12 protein-coding genes are annotated in these 16,726 nt (G+C 51.9%); 2 read left to right on the forward strand and 10 right to left on the reverse strand.

Annotated features, from left to right (window positions below):
• Positions 1-162 precede the first annotated feature (162 nt).
• From HJG54_RS32060 to HJG54_RS32075, 4 genes are all read right to left on the reverse strand, one after another.
• Positions 163-3,642, reverse strand: coding sequence for a PAS domain S-box protein (locus HJG54_RS32060; protein ID WP_316435852.1), 3,480 nt, complete (start codon positions 3,640-3,642; stop codon positions 163-165).
• A gap of 367 nt (positions 3,643-4,009) precedes the next feature.
• Positions 4,010-4,561 (reverse strand): L,D-transpeptidase, encoded by a 552-nt coding sequence (locus tag HJG54_RS32065; RefSeq protein ID WP_316435854.1) that lies wholly within the window; start codon positions 4,559-4,561, stop codon positions 4,010-4,012.
• 286 nt (positions 4,562-4,847) lie between these two features.
• Positions 4,848-5,195 (reverse strand): hypothetical protein, encoded by a 348-nt coding sequence (locus HJG54_RS32070; protein ID WP_316435855.1) that lies wholly within the window; start codon positions 5,193-5,195, stop codon positions 4,848-4,850.
• An 88-nt stretch (positions 5,196-5,283) separates the two neighbouring features.
• Positions 5,284-7,215, reverse strand: coding sequence for a protein kinase domain-containing protein (locus tag HJG54_RS32075; RefSeq protein WP_316435857.1), 1,932 nt, complete (start codon positions 7,213-7,215; stop codon positions 5,284-5,286).
• 450 nt (positions 7,216-7,665) lie between these two features.
• Between HJG54_RS32075 and HJG54_RS32080 the strand changes: the two genes are divergently transcribed.
• The gene (locus tag HJG54_RS32080; protein WP_316437102.1) at positions 7,666-8,019 is read left to right on the forward strand and encodes an ATP-binding protein; all 354 of its coding nucleotides are present in this window, start codon (positions 7,666-7,668) and stop codon (positions 8,017-8,019) included.
• Positions 8,020-8,331: 312 nt separating this feature from the next.
• Here HJG54_RS32080 and HJG54_RS32085 read toward each other — a convergent pair whose 3' ends face one another.
• From HJG54_RS32085 to HJG54_RS32110, 6 genes are all read right to left on the reverse strand, one after another.
• A complete protein-coding gene (locus HJG54_RS32085; RefSeq protein ID WP_316435858.1) occupies positions 8,332-8,769 on the reverse strand; it encodes a hypothetical protein in 438 nt (145 codons plus the stop codon).
• Between the two features lie 182 nt (positions 8,770-8,951).
• A complete protein-coding gene (locus HJG54_RS32090; protein WP_316435859.1) occupies positions 8,952-9,713 on the reverse strand; it encodes a DUF928 domain-containing protein in 762 nt (253 codons plus the stop codon).
• Positions 9,714-9,910: 197 nt separating this feature from the next.
• Positions 9,911-10,438 (reverse strand): hypothetical protein, encoded by a 528-nt coding sequence (locus HJG54_RS32095; protein WP_316435862.1) that lies wholly within the window; start codon positions 10,436-10,438, stop codon positions 9,911-9,913.
• 625 nt (positions 10,439-11,063) lie between these two features.
• The gene (locus tag HJG54_RS32100) at positions 11,064-12,050 is read right to left on the reverse strand and encodes a WD40/YVTN/BNR-like repeat-containing protein (protein WP_316435863.1); all 987 of its coding nucleotides are present in this window, start codon (positions 12,048-12,050) and stop codon (positions 11,064-11,066) included.
• Between the two features lie 334 nt (positions 12,051-12,384).
• Positions 12,385-13,917 carry an ATP-binding protein gene (locus tag HJG54_RS32105; protein ID WP_316435864.1) on the reverse strand — a complete coding sequence of 511 codons (1,533 nt, stop codon included), beginning with the start codon at positions 13,915-13,917 and terminating at the stop codon, positions 12,385-12,387.
• Positions 13,918-14,023: 106 nt separating this feature from the next.
• Positions 14,024-14,701 (reverse strand): response regulator transcription factor, encoded by a 678-nt coding sequence (locus tag HJG54_RS32110; protein WP_316435865.1) that lies wholly within the window; start codon positions 14,699-14,701, stop codon positions 14,024-14,026.
• Positions 14,702-15,239: 538 nt separating this feature from the next.
• Between HJG54_RS32110 and HJG54_RS32115 the strand changes: the two genes are divergently transcribed.
• A complete protein-coding gene (locus HJG54_RS32115) occupies positions 15,240-16,658 on the forward strand; it encodes an efflux RND transporter periplasmic adaptor subunit (protein WP_316435866.1) in 1,419 nt (472 codons plus the stop codon).
• Positions 16,659-16,726: the final 68 nt, after the last annotated feature.

Genomic DNA, 16,726 nt, shown 5'->3' on the forward strand with positions numbered 1-16,726 from the left:
GCCGTTTGCTAAGGGTATTCGACTACCCCCAGCTTAAACTGTGTTCCCTATTTCGTCAGGGTTTTTCCGGAGATTTTGTCAGCAATCGCATCGTCCACTAGCAAAATTCGCGATGCTGCCAAAACCTTTTCGTGACTAGCATTCCAGTTTTGGTTACTCATATCATGACTTTGGTCCGACTAAATGGGCAATTGCTTCAACCAGTTTAGTGGGTTCAAGGGGCTTAGGAATATGCTGTTGAAAGCCTGCGGCCATAGCTTGCTGATAGTCAATTTCTCCGGCATAGGCCGTCAGCGCAATTGCGGGAATCGTGCCGCCCTGTTCTGGTGGCAATGTTCTAATCTGTCGCACCAACATGTACCCATCCACATCCGGCATGCCAATATCGCTCAGGAGGATATCTGGTTGGAACTGCGTCAGTGTTGTGAGTGCCTCGCTGGCGGTCGCTGTAGCGAGCACATTGGCTCCATGCAGCTCTAGCAAAAAGGCCAGAAACTCGCGGGTATTAGCATCATCATCGACCACCAGGATGCGAATGTCCTGCAAATTCAGCGATGGTTCAGCCGCGTCTGTATTTGGACCTGTCGCTAATTGATGGGGCATCAGCGGCAGCCTGACGGTAAAGGTCGCGCCCTGCCCTTCACCCGCACTGTCGGCCTGCACCGTGCCCCCATGCAGTTCTACCAGATAGCGGACAATCGCCAGCCCCAACCCCAGCCCACCAAAGCGGCGGGTGGTAGCCGAACTCTCCTGGCGAAAGTGGTCAAACACATAGGGCAGGAAGTCTGGTGCAATCCCCTTGCCGGTGTCGGTGATGGTGATGCGGGCGTAGGGGGAGGCAGATGCGGCTCGTGAGCCTTGCTGAACGAGGGAAGGTGGGGAAGGTGGGGAAGGTGGGGAAGATGGGGAAGATGGGGAAGATGGGGAAGAGCTTGCTTCCCTATCCCCCCTCGTTCGATGACGCTCACGAGTTGCATTCCCCCTCGTTCGGCGAGGCTCACCAGCTGCATCTGCCTCCTCTCCCTCTCGCTCCAGCCGTACCTCCACTCGCCCTCCTTCTGGAGTGAACTTGACGGCATTGGAGAGCAGGTTCCACACGACCTGCTGCAAGCGACCGGCATCACCCGAGACTGCTCCGACATCGGGGGCAAACTGGGTATGAAGCTGAATCGCCTTGGCCTCTGCGGCTAGTCGTACCGTTTCCATCGCCGCTTGAATGGTGGCGACCAGGTCAACCGGCTGGGGGTCTAAACTCAACTTGCCGCGCAGGATGCGGGAGATATCGAGCAGGTCGTTGATCAGTTGGGCCTGCATCTGGGCGTTGCGTTCGATCACCTCGATGGCCCGCTCGCTCTTGTGGGCATCCAACTGACCAGAGCGGAGCAGCTTGGCCCAGCCGACGATGGGGTTGAGGGGAGCGCGCAGTTCGTGGGAGACGACGGCAAGGAACTCGTCCTTGATGCGGTTGGCAGCTTCGGCAGCTTCACGGGCGGCTTGTGCTTGCTGTAGAATGCGTTCACGATCGCGTTCAGACTGAACGCGATCAGTGACATTCAGCACCAGCGATAGCACCGAGATCATGCGTCCTGCTTCATCCCGCAAGCTGGAGTTATACCACTCACAGTGAATGACATCGCCCTGCTTGGTGTAGTTGCGGTTGTAGGAGAAGACATAGGGTTCTGCTTCCATCAATCGCTTGGATACTTGTGCAACCTGGTCGATATCGTCCTCAAACACGAGCTGGAGGTCGAAGAGGAATCGGCCCAGTACTTCATGGGCAGACCAGCCAAAGATCTGTTCGGCTGCGCCAGACCAGCGGGTGATCCGCAGTGCTCCATCCCACTCAATCACGGCCATCGGGGTATTTTCTACATGGAAGTTGAGTTTTTGCAGCGCTTGCCGCAGAGCCTCTTCGGACTGCTTGCGCTCGGTAATATCTTGAAAGACAGTTACTGCGGAAATCAGTTGTCCCTGACTGTTGAAGACCGGCGCTGAACTGGTGCTAATGAAGATGCGGCTGCCGTCGGAGTAGCGGAGTTCCATTTCTTCATGGATAACCACCTCGCCGGTCCGCAGCGATCGCACGAGAGGATACTCGTCAGCGGCGTAGAGTTGTCCGTCTAAATCATAGGCTTGGAATGGTACCTGCGGCTCATACTGCTCCAGCTCATGATTCAGCTCATAGGCATGCTGCAAAATTTGATTGGCCTGCTCATTCGACAGTACTAGCTGACCAGATACTGCATCGGCAATCATCACGCCCTCTGGCATCTGACGCAGCACCGCTTCAAACTGAGCACGTTCATCTGCCAGGGTTTGTAACAGGCGCTCTCTTTCAGCTTCAACCTGTTTGCGCTCAGTGATATCCAGGGATGTGATCCCAACGCCGATCACCTCTCCGTCAGGCAGACATACCGGAAAATAATTGATTAGGCCATACCGCGTCAGATCAACAGGATGAGTAACTCCGACTACTTCCTGATTCAGCAACGGAGTTTTAGTCTGCATCACCTGTTGCAGAATTGGCTCAATCGTAGGTGCCCACTGGGGCAATACTTCTCTAAGGGTGCGGCCCAGATGGTCGCTTAAGGGAATACCGTTAGTAGCTGCTAAGGCATCATTGGCATAAACATAGCGCCAGTTGCGATCGAAAAACGCCATGCCAACGGGTGAACTGGCAATAAAAGCATTGAGAATAGTTTCACTCTGGCGTAGTGCCGTTTCGATCTGTTTGCGTTCAGTAATGTCTCGAATCAGCCAACGCGCGCCAATCCACTGGCCTTGAGCATCATGGATCGCAGTGGTAGTAATGGCAACTGGAATCAGGCTGCGTTCAGGCGATTCTAAGCCAAGTTCAATAGTGTGTAGCTGAGGCGGCTGTCCCAACTCATTCAGTAGCTTTTGGAAAGCTCGATAGTCTGACTCAGCAATGTAAATTCCCAATGGGGCACCGATCAGCTGGCTGGGATTACAACCCATCAACGCGGCGGCGGCCCAATTTGCCTCTTGAATAACGCCCGCTATATCCGTGATCACATAGCCGTCGGGAGCGAAATTGAACAGGTCCTGATAGCGCTGGCGCTCTGCTGCAACTGCTTCCTGGGCGATTGCCAACTGCTCGTTCTGTTGGCGCAGCTCCTCTTCAGTAATTTGAATCTCTTCCAGAGCGGCTTTCAAGTCTTCGTTGGCCTGTTCTAACTGGATCGCTAGCTCTTCCAATTCGTTTTGGGTTTGCTGCAACGCTTGCTCCGTCTGTTGGCGTTCGCGGTGTGCTTCAGATTCCCGCAAGGCTCGCTGCACGCAGGGCACCAACCGCTCTAATCGCTGCTTGAGCACATAGTCTGCCGCGCCCCGTTTGATGGTTTCAATCGCCAATTCTTCCCCCAAACTGCCGGAGAGGACAATCAAAGGCACATTAGGACATAACCTAGAGGCAAGGTCTAGGGCAGCAAGCCCACCAAAGTTAGGCTGCAGGTAATCTGCCAGAATCAGGTCAAATGCGTTGGCTTCTAGGGCTGAAACAAACTGAGAGTGAGTGGTTACCCACAGCAGTTTACAGTCAATGCCGCCATTTTTTAACGTGGACTGAACTATTTCTGCATCTGATGAATCCTCTGCGAGCAAGAGAAACTGGAGTGTCATTGACGTTCCTCCTACCGAGATTTAGGCGGAGATTCAGGTGAACAAGCTCGTCGCAGCCTCATTGGTTTCAAAAGTACTTCGCCAATAGGTCTTCACCGTGCCTATCTGGTGCAATAGCCATTCGATCTGCTTCAAGGCGACTGGTAGAGGAGTGGTGTGACCGTTCTCCCACCGATTCACACTCTGAAACAAAACCCCCAGCTGCTTATTCAAACGGTTTTGCCCAGTGTAGTAGCGGTTAAACTATACCAGATGTTACAAGTAGCCCTCTATCCGCCGAAAGAGGTACTTAGCAAGGTGTGTGGGCAGGGATGCGGGGATAAAGCAGGTCTTGCAGATTGGGCCGGCCAACCTAACCTGAGCCTATCTAAGGCTCTACCGTCACCAGGGTTCCTGGTTCTACCCACTCAAACATTTCGCGGATATGCTCATTTAGCATTCGCACACAGCCATGAGAAGCCGCCTGCCCTACCGACTCTCGGTTAGGAGTGCCGTGGAAGCCAATATCGTTTTGGCCATCGGTCCAAAACGCAATCCAGCGCTCCCCCAGAGGATTATTGGCCCCTGGAGGCAGCACTTCACCTGTAAATGGATTCGTCCAGCCCGGATTGCGCAGCATCGCAATCACCCGAAACTGACCGGTTGGAGTCTCCCAACCAGCTCTGCCTACCGCTACCGGATAGCTAGTCTTGAGATCGTCCCCTTTATAGACATAGACGCGACGCTCGTTCAGCTTCAGCAACAGGCGGACTTCACTGACTTCAGGCCACAGGGGACGCAGGGGTGGTAACTCAGGTTGGAGTAGGCTTCGGGCCGGCAGAGATAGGGATTGAGTTTTGATTTCTGCTTCAGCCGTGGCAGGCATTGTGCTCAGATGAAACAGAAGCAGGCCAAAGCCAGCATGCCAGAATCGCCTCATGCAAGGGTTACTCCACGATTACTGCATGGTTAAGTAATTCAACTGAATTAAAACCAAGGTCAGAGTGTCGCCGCCCTTCGGGCGACAACACCTCCTTTGGGTTTCATGTTGAATTTAGGGCTTACGCATAGATCCCCCAACCCCCTTAAAAAGGGGGCTTTCGGAGTTCCCCCCTTTTTAAGGGGGGCTAGGGGGGATCGGGCTTTCAATCATCAAGTGCGTAAGTCCTATAATTATGTTGTTCTACTTATTCCACGGTCATTTTACATGGACTTGCGATAGAACCCTACCAAAGAGCACGGGGTGCCGCATTGGGCGAAGGGGTGGGAGCGGGTGCCGGAGTTGGCGTAGGAGCGGGTGCCGGAGCTGGAGTCGGTGTGGGGGTTGGAGCCGGAGTTGGGGTCGGGGCTGGCGTGGTAGGGCTGGGCGATGGCAGGGGCGAAGGGGCGGGGGTCGGAGTGGGGGTTGGCGAAGGGGTGGGGGTCGGAGTTGGAGCAGTAGGCGTGGGATCGGGAGCTGTTTGAGCAATGGCTCTTTGTAAACCGGCAGCGCTCAGCTCAGCAACTGTCATCAGAACCAATAGCAGCACAGACGCCTTTAGCGTGTTAACCATCCGCATGTTGAACATCCGCATAAATCACTCCTTCAAGTACAGGTGTCAAATAGGCTCAACTGAATCTGGGCAGGGTTTGCCATCGCAGCATCTGGCTATGGAATTGGTCCTAGCGGTCGCAGGATAGGTCGGTGCCTTCGAGCTGACCGTTACGCCAAGTGCCGTGTTTGGTATCGCCGTTGCTGAAGATAAACGTTCCTTCTCCGTGACAGCGGTTCGCCTGGAATTCTCCCACGTAGCGGTCTCCATTTTCTAGCAGCCACAACCCTCGCCCCTGGAAAACATCATCCTGAAATTGTCCAACATAGCGCCGCCCGTTGGCAAACGTGTAGGTGCCACAGCCATTGCGCTTACCTGACCTAAATTCGCCGTCGTAACGGTTGCCGCTGGGGAACATCATGCTGCCTCGACCGTTAGCGGGTAAACCGTTGGTCACAGAGCCGTAGTAGCGTGTGCCATTGGCATACACCAAGTCGGGGGATCCGGACGGCAAAGCTGACGGAGAAGGTTCCTGACAAGGAGATTCGACCAACAAGGATTTACTCACCGGGGGCTGTAACCGGATCTGCACAACATTAGTCACAACCACCACTGCAATCGTCAGACCACCCGCTCCCAGCCAGATCCGCCAAGGAACAGAACGAGCCGGACGCTGCAATGGCTGTCGATGCGAGAACTGCTGCAGCAAAGTTCTGGTGTGGTCCTGAAGCGCAACGAATCTCTGAGTCACCGAAGTACTGAGAGCGGTGAGTTGCGTCAACGGTGCCAGCTCAGGTTTGGTGACGGGAAGGGGTGCGGGGATTGGTGCGGGGCCTAATTGCGGGATTGGTTCTGAGATTGGTTCTGAGATTGGTTCTGAGATTGGCTCCGAAGTATCTGGATCTGATTCTGAGTCGGATACTGGGATGCTAGCTGGGTCAAGTACCGGTTGGGAGGCCGAATTGGTAGGGGAATGGCTGGCATCTGAGGTGAGAGGAGCGGTTAGCCCGATTGCAGAATCGCTGAGGGGTAAGGATGAGGGGTCTGGCAAATTGGAGCTGCTAGCCTGACTAGATTCGTCCAACCAGGCTGGCAGTGCGGTTCCCGGAGCAACAGTTGCTGGATCGGTGGCTAGAGCCGCTAATTCGGCGTCTAAGTTAATCTCGCAGCGCTGGCTCAACCATACTTCGATGGCTTGTAGAACCTCCTGCACCGTTTGATAACGCTCTTTGAAGTGGCAGCGCACCATGCCATCCAGAATATCTGCGAGATCTGGACTGACCGGAATCGCAGCATCTGATCGGTTCTGCTGCCATGCCTGACGCCAGAGCAGTTCTCCAGTTTGACTATCTCGCTGAAACTGACTAGAGCGCATGCCAGTTAGGGCTTCGATGCCAATCATGCCAACCGCATAGATGTCGCTATTGAACCGTGGCATCCCGTTCGCCTGCTCCATCGGCATATAGCCATGCGTGCCAATCGAGATGGTGACAGAATGGTCTGGATGAGGCAGATGATTCACCTCAGTCCGAAGGCTGACCTGTTTCACGGCCCCAAAGTCGATGAGCACGATGCGGCCATCGCTAGCTCGGCAGATCAGATTAGAAGGCTTGATGTCTCGATGAATCACATTCTGAGCATGGACATAGACCAAAATTTGCAGAATGTCTTGCATCAAAGCCACAACCCGAGCTTCTGGCCAAGGTTGGCCTGGGTGCAGCTTTTGGCGCAGGGATGCTCCAGCGATGAATTCCTGCACCAGATAAAAGTTTTGGTGGTCTTCAAAGTGGGCTAGCAGACGCGGAATGCGCTCGTGGTTGCCGAGCTGATACAGCACATCTGCTTCGGCATCAAATAACCGTTTTGCCACCTGCCAGCTATTCAGGTTGCGGCTGCGAGGCTTGAGCTGCTTGATCACGCAGTAGGGATGCCGGGGCAACTGGGTGTCTTTGGCCAGGAAGGTTTCGCTGAATCCTCCCACACCCAAGCGGCGAACCACTTGGTAGCGCCCGCCTAATCGCAAATTGGGAATTAGGAGTTGGAATGATCGAGCAATATTCAAGACGTTCCAGTCCTCAGCGTGAGGGCAACAGCAACCTAGAGCCTATCCGAACACTCGTCAGAGTTTTTGAATCTCAAAACCCCTGCCGGATGGGAAGTAAAAGGGACTTAAAAGACGTATAGAATCCGGCTTTCAGGATTCAAATGCAGAAACACCCTACACCATTGTCTCAATACTGTCTCAATACTGTTGCTTTAAACCTAGCGCACAGCAGGAAGCTCCCGCTATAGTTTCAGCTTACGATAGCAAGAGAAAATGGCTAGTTTCAAAGCATAACACAACCAGACGAATTTTCTATCCCCTACGAGAGCTAATTCCTGGGCTGCTCTAGATTGAATTCTTAACATTCGTCATGCCCACCTCTACTCTGACCACACCATTTTTACAGACACAGTTAACGGCTACTTTAATCTCACATTTGCATCACTTAGCGTTGTCTGAATTTAAATAATTGCTAATGCAATTCAGTACACTCCTGCCAAAGGGTATGTGATGGTGAGTTTAAAGTTTCACGATCGCAGCGCATTCGTTACCGTAAAACAGACTGGAATTGGCATTGCACCCAGTGAACAAACCCGGATTTTTGATCGGTTCTACCGTGTGGATGGCGATCGCTCTCGTAAAACGGGCGGCACAGGTTTAGGATTGGCGATTGTCCAAGCGATCGCGCAAGTTCATCAAGGTAGCATTCAAGTGCAGAGTGAACCTGGAAAAGGCGCTGAATTTACGGTGCGATTATCTATTTTCTGTAACCTATTTTCTGTAGTAGCGAAAGGTGAGATCCTCGCCAGAGGGTGGGGGTAACTCCCTCAGGCACGATTTCCAGTATCAGGATGAAGATCACAATCGTCACACTACCATTCGATACAGTTAACCGACAGAACCCACAGTTCTAGATTGACCATCAGGGCAAAAACTCAGCTCGATTGGCACAAAATTTCGGACAGACTCGTATATAAGTTTATTGCAGCTATTTGCAATTAACGCGCAGGCTTTCAACTATAACTTTGGAGTAGATTGCGGGACTAGGAAGCGTCGAGTAATGCAGTTGAATTCATTCACGCAACCTAGTCCAATGCTCATCTACTAATTTGGATCACAAATAGAGCGATATCATTAGCTGCCGAAGGCATCCTTGATATTATCAACTGCGCTTTCAACTGCGTTCTTGCTTTTGTCTACAGCCCTTTGAGTCCGAGCGGCATCTTCTTCAGCGCGTTTCTGAATCAGAGCGGCATCTTTTCTAGCTCTACGTTCAAAGAAACCACCTTCTTCATCGGCTTGATCCACACGCCGAGCGTTTTGCTTGGCAGTTCGTTCAACCTTGTCGGCAGTATCGCGGATAAAGCCTTTGGCTCGTCCAGCATCTTCTCTGGCTTTGCTCTGCACTTGATCGCCCGCGTTTGCTGCAATTAAGGTTGCTGATGGTGCAGCGATTGCGGCAGGGGTGAAAGCCCCCTGCCAAACAAAACCTAGCATAATTACAAATAGCATGGAGGTTGCCATCCACCGTCCTACAACCGCAAGCCGCTTTCTAAAGTGATTCAGTTTCATAGAATACAATCTCCATCAGATTTAACATCCTATTTCTACTTCATCTGATACAACGGCTAAATCGTACCTGGGACGGAGGTTTGTCCTGGTTATCACATCAGTCGAATTCTGACCCAAGGCAGATTACGCATGAGGCATTAGTTGCTGAATGGGTATATTTCTGGATGAACAAAGGCTAGAAATTATTGGGAGCGCTGTTGAGCATCAACTACCTGTTGGAGGCGATCACTATGCTCACGATTGGTAGCAGCTTCTGCCTGAATCAAATCGTTTAATAGCGCTTGCTGGAGTTCTTGTGCGGCGGATGTGTTGATATTGATGGCTGTGCTGATGGCGTCGTACCATAGCCCTGCTGCGGCATAGAGCCTGGCTTGCGCTAGTGGATCGGCAGTACCGGTGAGAGCTGGATTGGGGGTAGGAGCAGCATCGGCAACTTTCAGAAAAGCACTGGTAACGATGGCACTAGAAGGATGATTGGGGTCGCATAGCAGAGCCACAATCCAGTTGTAGGTCTGTCCTGGTCGCAGCCCTGGCTGATCGGCTGGTAAGGACAAGGACATCATTCCAGGCTGGCTTTCCAGAACGGTGCTGTAAACTAAACGAGGATTGTTACTAGTACCGTATTCGTATAGATAAAACTCGATGGGTCGCGGTTCAGAATTGGGAACGAACCAGGATACAGTTGGATGAGTAGATTGGGTTTGACCTACATGACCCTGAGGTGCAAGGGCCGTTAGAGTGACAGTTTCGTCTCCGCTACAGCCGCCTCGATGGCCTGTAGTTGTGGTGTTGTCGGGCGGTCGTTCATCTTGAGGAGGTGTGTATTGCGCCAAGGTAGGAGAGGCCAGCAGCAACGATAAACCAATCAGTACAAGCTGACCCGTTCCTACTTTGAAAAACTGAGTAGGGCAAACTCTAACCGAACAGAATTTGGCAAGATGCATGATTACCTTTTAGATTGGGGGATATTCTCTATTTTCTAGCCTACCGGAAGGACAGTGCCAAGCTTCTAGAGAGCCTGCAGGCTTATCCTTGTCTCAATCTAAGGCATCTACTGGTGCATGGGTTTGCTAAATTCTGCTGATTGGCTTGCCGAAATCAGCTCGATCGATTGCAGAATCCTGCAACTTGGCCGCAGGTGCTATGCTGAGGTTACTTTTGTTTCACGCGGTTCAGCATAGCCTTGCAGGTTCTCTGGCTCAAACTGACGCAGCACGCGAGTTGCGCGATCAGTTAATTCTTCGCTGCCTTTCACCACAATCAAATACTTGCCAGCATTGAGTCGATTGCGATAGGACAATGCATCACCACTGCCGACGAGCAGCCCGGTGCCCCCGCCAACAAAGTAGGCTCCCAGACCACCTGCAATTGCTCCTAGCATGCCGCCGAGCAAATGATTGCCAAAAGCACCAATCGCTGGCAACAATTCGATACCCGTTAAAACATTAAAGGCATATCCCGCCACAAATCCAAATGGGATGAGCCAGGAAAAGCGAGCTTGACCAGTTTTGATCTGTTGGTTGGGGTTGATCAGGCCATATTCATCAGCACTTTTGTAGCCATTACCTAGAATGTCAACTTGATTGTTTGGCAAACCTTCGTTCTCTAAGGCTGAGTAAGCAGCTTCCGCCTGGATGCGATCGGGTAAAACAGCGACTAGATAATGCATTATTTCACCTCAGTTAATAATTGGGATTGATAATTGCGATTAGTGAATTAGAATCGAGTGAGGGTTGCAGGAGGAGCATGATCACTCCAACAACGATGAACGATAAAGTGACCCAAACTAGAACCAAACTTAATTGCATGTGTATCCTCTGTTGATGGCTAATGGCGTTTTCCCAAGCGAATTGGGAGAGACTATGAAACCTACTAAAACGGGTTTTCCTCTTGACCTTAGATTGGCTATCTCTATCTGTCCTCTTGCTAAAGACAGCTTTTGAATGCAATTAAGCGGTTAATCTGATTAAACGGTAGATGCAGTGCGAGCATCTTGCCCGCGCCAGCGAGACGCTTGCCCTACGGATCTTCAAATGAATGATCTTGATCGACTTAGTAATTTCAGTAGATCGCAAATTTTGTTGAGATCCCCCCTAGCCCCCCTTACCCAAGGGGGGAAACCGGACCAACCGTAGTTTGAAGTCCCCCTTATTCTACGCCGAAGGCTCATTCCCGCTGGGGTCTAGGGGGATTGGGCGATGCACATGCTGCGCGAACGAACCTAAGTCTAATCATCAAAACAAATTCATTTTCGATCGACTGAATCTTTTTAATCCGGTAAAAAACTGTTGGCACTAACCAAGTCCTAAACCCAGGTTTAAGCAGTGGATTGGCGTCAAATCTGCTGCTGTTTGTTGCCAGGTCAATCCAGCATCATCTGAAAGAAAAATTTGACCGTCACGGGTGCCAAAGACTGTTAATTTTCCTAAAGCGGATAAGGTTCCCGTGTTGATGTTATCTGAGAACCAGGCTGGTAGTCCCTGGGTACATTTCTCAAATGCGCCGGGTTGATCAAGCGGACGGCGGTAGATCGCAGCCCTGCCCCCGCGAGGACCGATCGAAACTGTCATCAAAAGGGTTGTTCCACTCACTGCAACAGCGCGGGCGTAGGTAGCATGAAGATTGGCTTGATCGAAGCTCCAAGAGTTTCCCTGATCTGAACTCACTGCTAACCCTTCAGCCGTTGCTGCTACCACCCAGCCAGGACGATCGGGAACGGTCCGTACTTCGTGAACATCCGCATGAAAGTCGATCGTAGGCTGCCAAGATTTTCCTTGATCCAAGGAGCGCAGAATTCCACCAACATGCACATTCACGTAGAGTTCCCCTGCTGGCCCTGCGGCCATCGAGCGCACGTCAGGAGGACCGCCCCAGGGTGTGTACCACTGCTCGCGTTCCTTCACCTGGTCAAAACAGTTGATGCGGTCAATACTGCCGTTTGCGATCCGCAGTAAATGAGCCTCGGAGGTGCCAACCAAAACCGCTCCAGGAATGGGCAGAATGCAGTTGAGTTGCAGATCATCCACCGAAGTGACTTGATGCCATTGCCCAGCTGCGTCACGATGCCATATCGATTGATGATCGCCAATCGCCCAGATCTCACCGGCGGTTGCCGCCAGCGCAGTAATGGATTTGTCTGCAAGTTCGACCTGTGGCTTGGAAGGTTGCTGAGGATCAAGAAACAGCAAGCCATTCGATGTGCCTGCAATCACCGTCGCATCTGCTTGTTTATGTTCAATTGGCTCAACCTGATTTGTGATTTGCTGTGCAGTAGTTTTCATAGTTGCATCTCCTTTTTCATCGATGCTTCCTCTTTAGGCTAACATCTGAGCTAACATCAGAGGGTAGAAGACTTGCAGCACTTGGAGAAAGACCGATGTTTCTACCTCCTGGCTTTGGCGAACGCTCCATCCAAACCAAGTTGGGCAGAATGGTTTACACGAGAACCCCGAGGTTAGAGAGTCTGAGGACTAGCGTTGAGCCGTAGAAACGCTGGCTTGTAGGCTATGTCTTCACCCCGTTTGCGAGCAATGTAACTCAGAATGGCTCTGTAGATGACATACATTGTTGTAGATGTCAGTTGTAGATGTCAGTTGTAGATGCTCAGTTGTAAATTCAAAGATTTTTGCTTGGGGTGATTGTGTCTGAAGCTTCCACCCGTCCGGGCAACACAAGGGTAAAGCTCGTTTGGCCGGGAGGAGTTGGATCCAGGGTGAGATCGCCGCTGTGGGCACGGGCAATTTCCCGCGATAGGCTGAGACCCAGGCCAATGCCTTCCACCTTACGGGTACGGGCCGGATCGCCGCGATAGAAGCGATCAAAAATGCGCTTGCGATCGGGTAGGGGAATCGGCTTTGAAGCATTCGTGATCGTGATCTGGACATTAGTTCCCTGCTGATGGCCTGCAATCCGAATCCAGCCGTTGGCGAGATTGTATTTAATCGCGTTGCTAATCAGGTTTTGCAGCAGTTGCGTCAATAAATCCAGATCGCCCCAAACAGCTAGGTCGGCGGGCAGGTGGGTTTGAACTTCGAGATGGGGCGCTGACAGTTCGATGTCTTCCACGATCACTGTCAGCAGAGTAGATAAATTGACTTCAACTTTGTGTAGACTGATTTGGCCCGCATCGGCTAGCGATAGCAACAGCAGTTTGCGCACAATGCTATTCAAACGGCTGACTTCATCCAGCAGCGTACTAAGGCTTTGCTGCATGGGTGATCCGGGTTCGGTATGTTGCAGCGTATGCTCTAATTCTCCTTGCAAAATTGCCAACGGCGTTTTCAGTTCATGGGCGGCATCGGCGCTGAAGCGAGACGCTTGCTTAAAACTGCGGCTTAGGCGCTCTAGCATTTGGTTGAATACTTGAATTAATTCAACAAATTCGAGATCGCCAGTACCAATCGGCACCCGTTGATCGAGGCCAGTGACTGTCACCTGTTGAATGGCGCTGGTGAGTTTGCGAATTGGATGCAGTGCATTACCAGATAATCCCCAAGCCCCGCCTGCAATCAGTAACAGAATACCGGAAATCACCAGCACAAAAATATTCCGAATCGCCGCCATTTCCTGATCAATGGCTTGAAGGTTAATGGCAAGCACCGCCTGGGCTGGAGGAAAATCCACTGCTGCCACTCGCCAACTTCCGGTGGCCGTGCGCTGCGTCATGACCTGTGGATCGGGCAATGTGCCGTCGGGTAAACGGTCTGCAGAAGGAGATGTGTCTAACTTGCGGTTAGGTTGGGAAGACGAAAATTTTTCTGGATCGTAGGACAAGTGACCAGGTGAGTTGAACTGGACAGCGGAAAAAAATGGAGAGTAGGACGGTAACAACAAGTTGATGTTAAAGTCATCAGTCCAATTATCAGACTGATACAATCGTCTGCCTTGTTGATCCAACACCAGCAAAGCAATCGGCGTATCCGTATCGGCTCCTAGTTCACTGGGCAGCGAGGCAATAAAGGACCCCCAGCGGCCTTGCAGCCGAGGGCGAGTAGCGCGGATCACCTGGCTTTCAAGTCTGGCATCGAGACGATTCACCTTAGCAGCATAAATCAACCGCCAAGCTACCAAACCAAAGCTGACCAAAGCCGTTCCGGCTAAAATAGCCGATAACAGAGCAATGCGCAGTCGAAACGAACGAAGTCTCACGGTTAGGTTTTACGATTAGGTTTTACGGTTAGTAGGGGCCAAGCATTTGCTCATGATCGGTCTGATCGCGCTCTAACCTCCTTGGTAGACGCTTTGCTCTTACCAGTCACGATTCCGGTTTGCGAAACCGATAGCCCACGCCGCGCACGCTTTCGATCCAGCTGGGTTCGTTGGCCAAATCGACCTTTTTGCGCAGTCGCTGAATGCAGACATCCACAACGTTTGTATTGGGATTAAAATCATAGCCCCAAACATGCTCTAGAATTTGGGTGCGGGTAAACACTCGCCCAGGAGCACGCATCAAATACTCCAACAAATTGAATTCGCGGGTTGTCAACTCAATCACCTGCTCAGTGCGGCTGACTTCGCGAGTCAGCCGATCCAGCTTAATCGGACCAACGGCCAGGACATTCTGGCGCTCGCCGGTAGTTCGTCGCACAACTGCATGAATCCGGGCTACGAGTTCCTCAACAAAAAACGGTTTGGCAATGTAATCATCGGCTCCCAGGTTTAATCCCTCTAAACGGTCGTCTAATTCATTGCGAGCTGTCAACAAAATTACCGGCACATTGCGTCCGGCCCGACGCAGGTGTTTCAGAATCGAAAGGCCGTCCTTTCCCGGCACCATAATATCCAGCACGATCACATCGTAGGCATTGTTCATGGCTCGCCCATAGCCCTCGTCTCCGTGATCGCAATAGTCCACGACAAAGCCTTGCTCTTTTAACCCAGCCTGAACAAAGTTAGCAATTTTTGCCTCATCTTCTACAAACAGGATGTGCATAATGGCTTAATCCCATCCCTGGCTCTGGCTCTGGCTATGAGGATTCTTGCGTCTTCTCCAGGATAGCTCCACCGCCACTCTAGCGATTTTCTTACAGTTCATTGAGAAAGATTACAAAATTGTAATCCAATTAGCAGGCCCGCGATCATTCTAGACTGTTTCAATCAACAGCAGGGGCTTCTAGAAATTACTTGGTATTCTATGTAACACAAAATAAGCTGAGCGATGTTGGCAGAGCAGTAGCAACGAATTTAAAAATAAAGTTCAACACTAAAGTAAAAGCAAAAAGTAAGAGCAAAGTAAAAGCGGCAATTTATCTATCTTTCTAGGCATTTACCCAATTGCTTGCAGTTGCCAAACTATTAAAGCGAGTCAGTTAAAGCGAGTCAGTAACAATTCGCACGGTTCCCAACCATTGTCACCTTGTTTGTAACCGTATCTACAGCCATTTATAACCGCGGCCAACCATCACTTGTAACGCTAACTGTTCCGAACTTCAGGGGTAAACCAGAGCATGAAACTCGATTCCTATGGTTCTATGTGTAGTAATGTTGCGAGGCTACGCCTAGTCTTGGGGTCGCTGGGCCTAGCTGGGCTGTTGCTCTTTCCTAGCGGATGTAGCCTGATTCCACCGGGAGAAGCCCAGACCCAATCCTCCGAACAGCGTCAACCAGGGCCTGTAGCGGTAGATGTGGCCGTAGCTCAAACTGGGCAGATTGAAGCTGAACTAGCCTACACCGGTACCACTTTGCCCTACCGGGAAATTTCGGTGCGTTCGCAGGTGGAGGGGCAGGTGCTGGATGTGGCTGTGGATGTAGGCAACCCGGTGCGGCAAGGGCAGATTGTGGCCCAGCTGGATGACGCCATTCTGACGGCAGCCGTGGTAGAAGCTGATGCGGAAGTAGCAGCCCGACAGTCAGAGGTCGCTAGTTTGCAAGCCGAGGTGAACGATGCTCAAACCCAGGTCGAGCAAGCTCAGCTAGAACTGCAACAGGCCCAATCAGACGCTACTCGTCTAGAAGAGTTGTTTCGCTCTGGAGCCGTTTCTGAACAGGCGGTGGAACAGGCCCGCACGACAGCAGCCACAGCAGAACAAGCGGTGCGGTCAGCTCAGCAGCAGGTGCGAAATCGGCAACGAGCTGTAGAAGCAGCCCAGCGACGAGTCACTTCCCAAACCGCGCTGGTGACCCAAGCTCAACGGCGGCAGTCCTACACCACACTCACGGCTCCGGTGAATGGCGCTGTTCTGGAACGAACTTTAGAGCCAGGAGATTTAGCCCAACCTGGCAGCGAAATTCTGCGGCTGGGCGATCTGAGCCAGGTGAAAGTAGAAGTGCAGCTCTCAGAGCTAGAACTCGCTAACGTGCGCGTTGGCCAACCAGCCCAAGTGCGGCTCGATGCCTTTCCTGATCAGGTATTCCAGGGGCGTGTGACGCAAGTATCGCCAGCCGCCGATCCTACAGCCCGTCTAGTGCCTATCGAAGTCACCATTCCCAATCCAGACAGACGTATTGGCAGCGGCCTATTAGCTCGCGTCAGCTTTGAGCAACCGCAGGCTCAGCGGGTTGTTGTGCCAGAAACCGCCGTGCAGATTAGAACCAGTTCGGAGAACCAGGGCAATCAAGGCGATCAGGGCAACCAGGGCAATGCCTCTCCAGCCCAATCTTCAGCACCGCAAACTTTAGCTAACCCAACTGCGGCTAACCCGCCTTCAGCTAACGATCCAGCCGCTTCTGAGCGCGAGTCATCAGCAACTCTGTTTGTGGTACGGCGTCAGAATGAGGGAGCCACAGTTACCAGCCGCCAGGTCAAGCTAGGCAACCGCGCCGATGGGCAAGTCGAAATTTTAGCCGGACTGAATCCCGGAGAAGAATTTGTAGTACGCAGCAGCGGAGCCTTGCAGAACGGTGCTCCTGTGCGCCTCAGCATCCTCTCCCAAACCGCTCCAGCCAATTAACTTCAGCCAATTAAACAGCCGATTAGACAGCCAATTAAACAGCCAATTAAAAAGAATCAAAACAGTAA

Source organism: Leptolyngbya sp. NK1-12, assembly GCF_032598965.1.
Classification (GTDB): Bacteria; Cyanobacteriota; Cyanobacteriia; order Elainellales; family Elainellaceae; genus Elainella.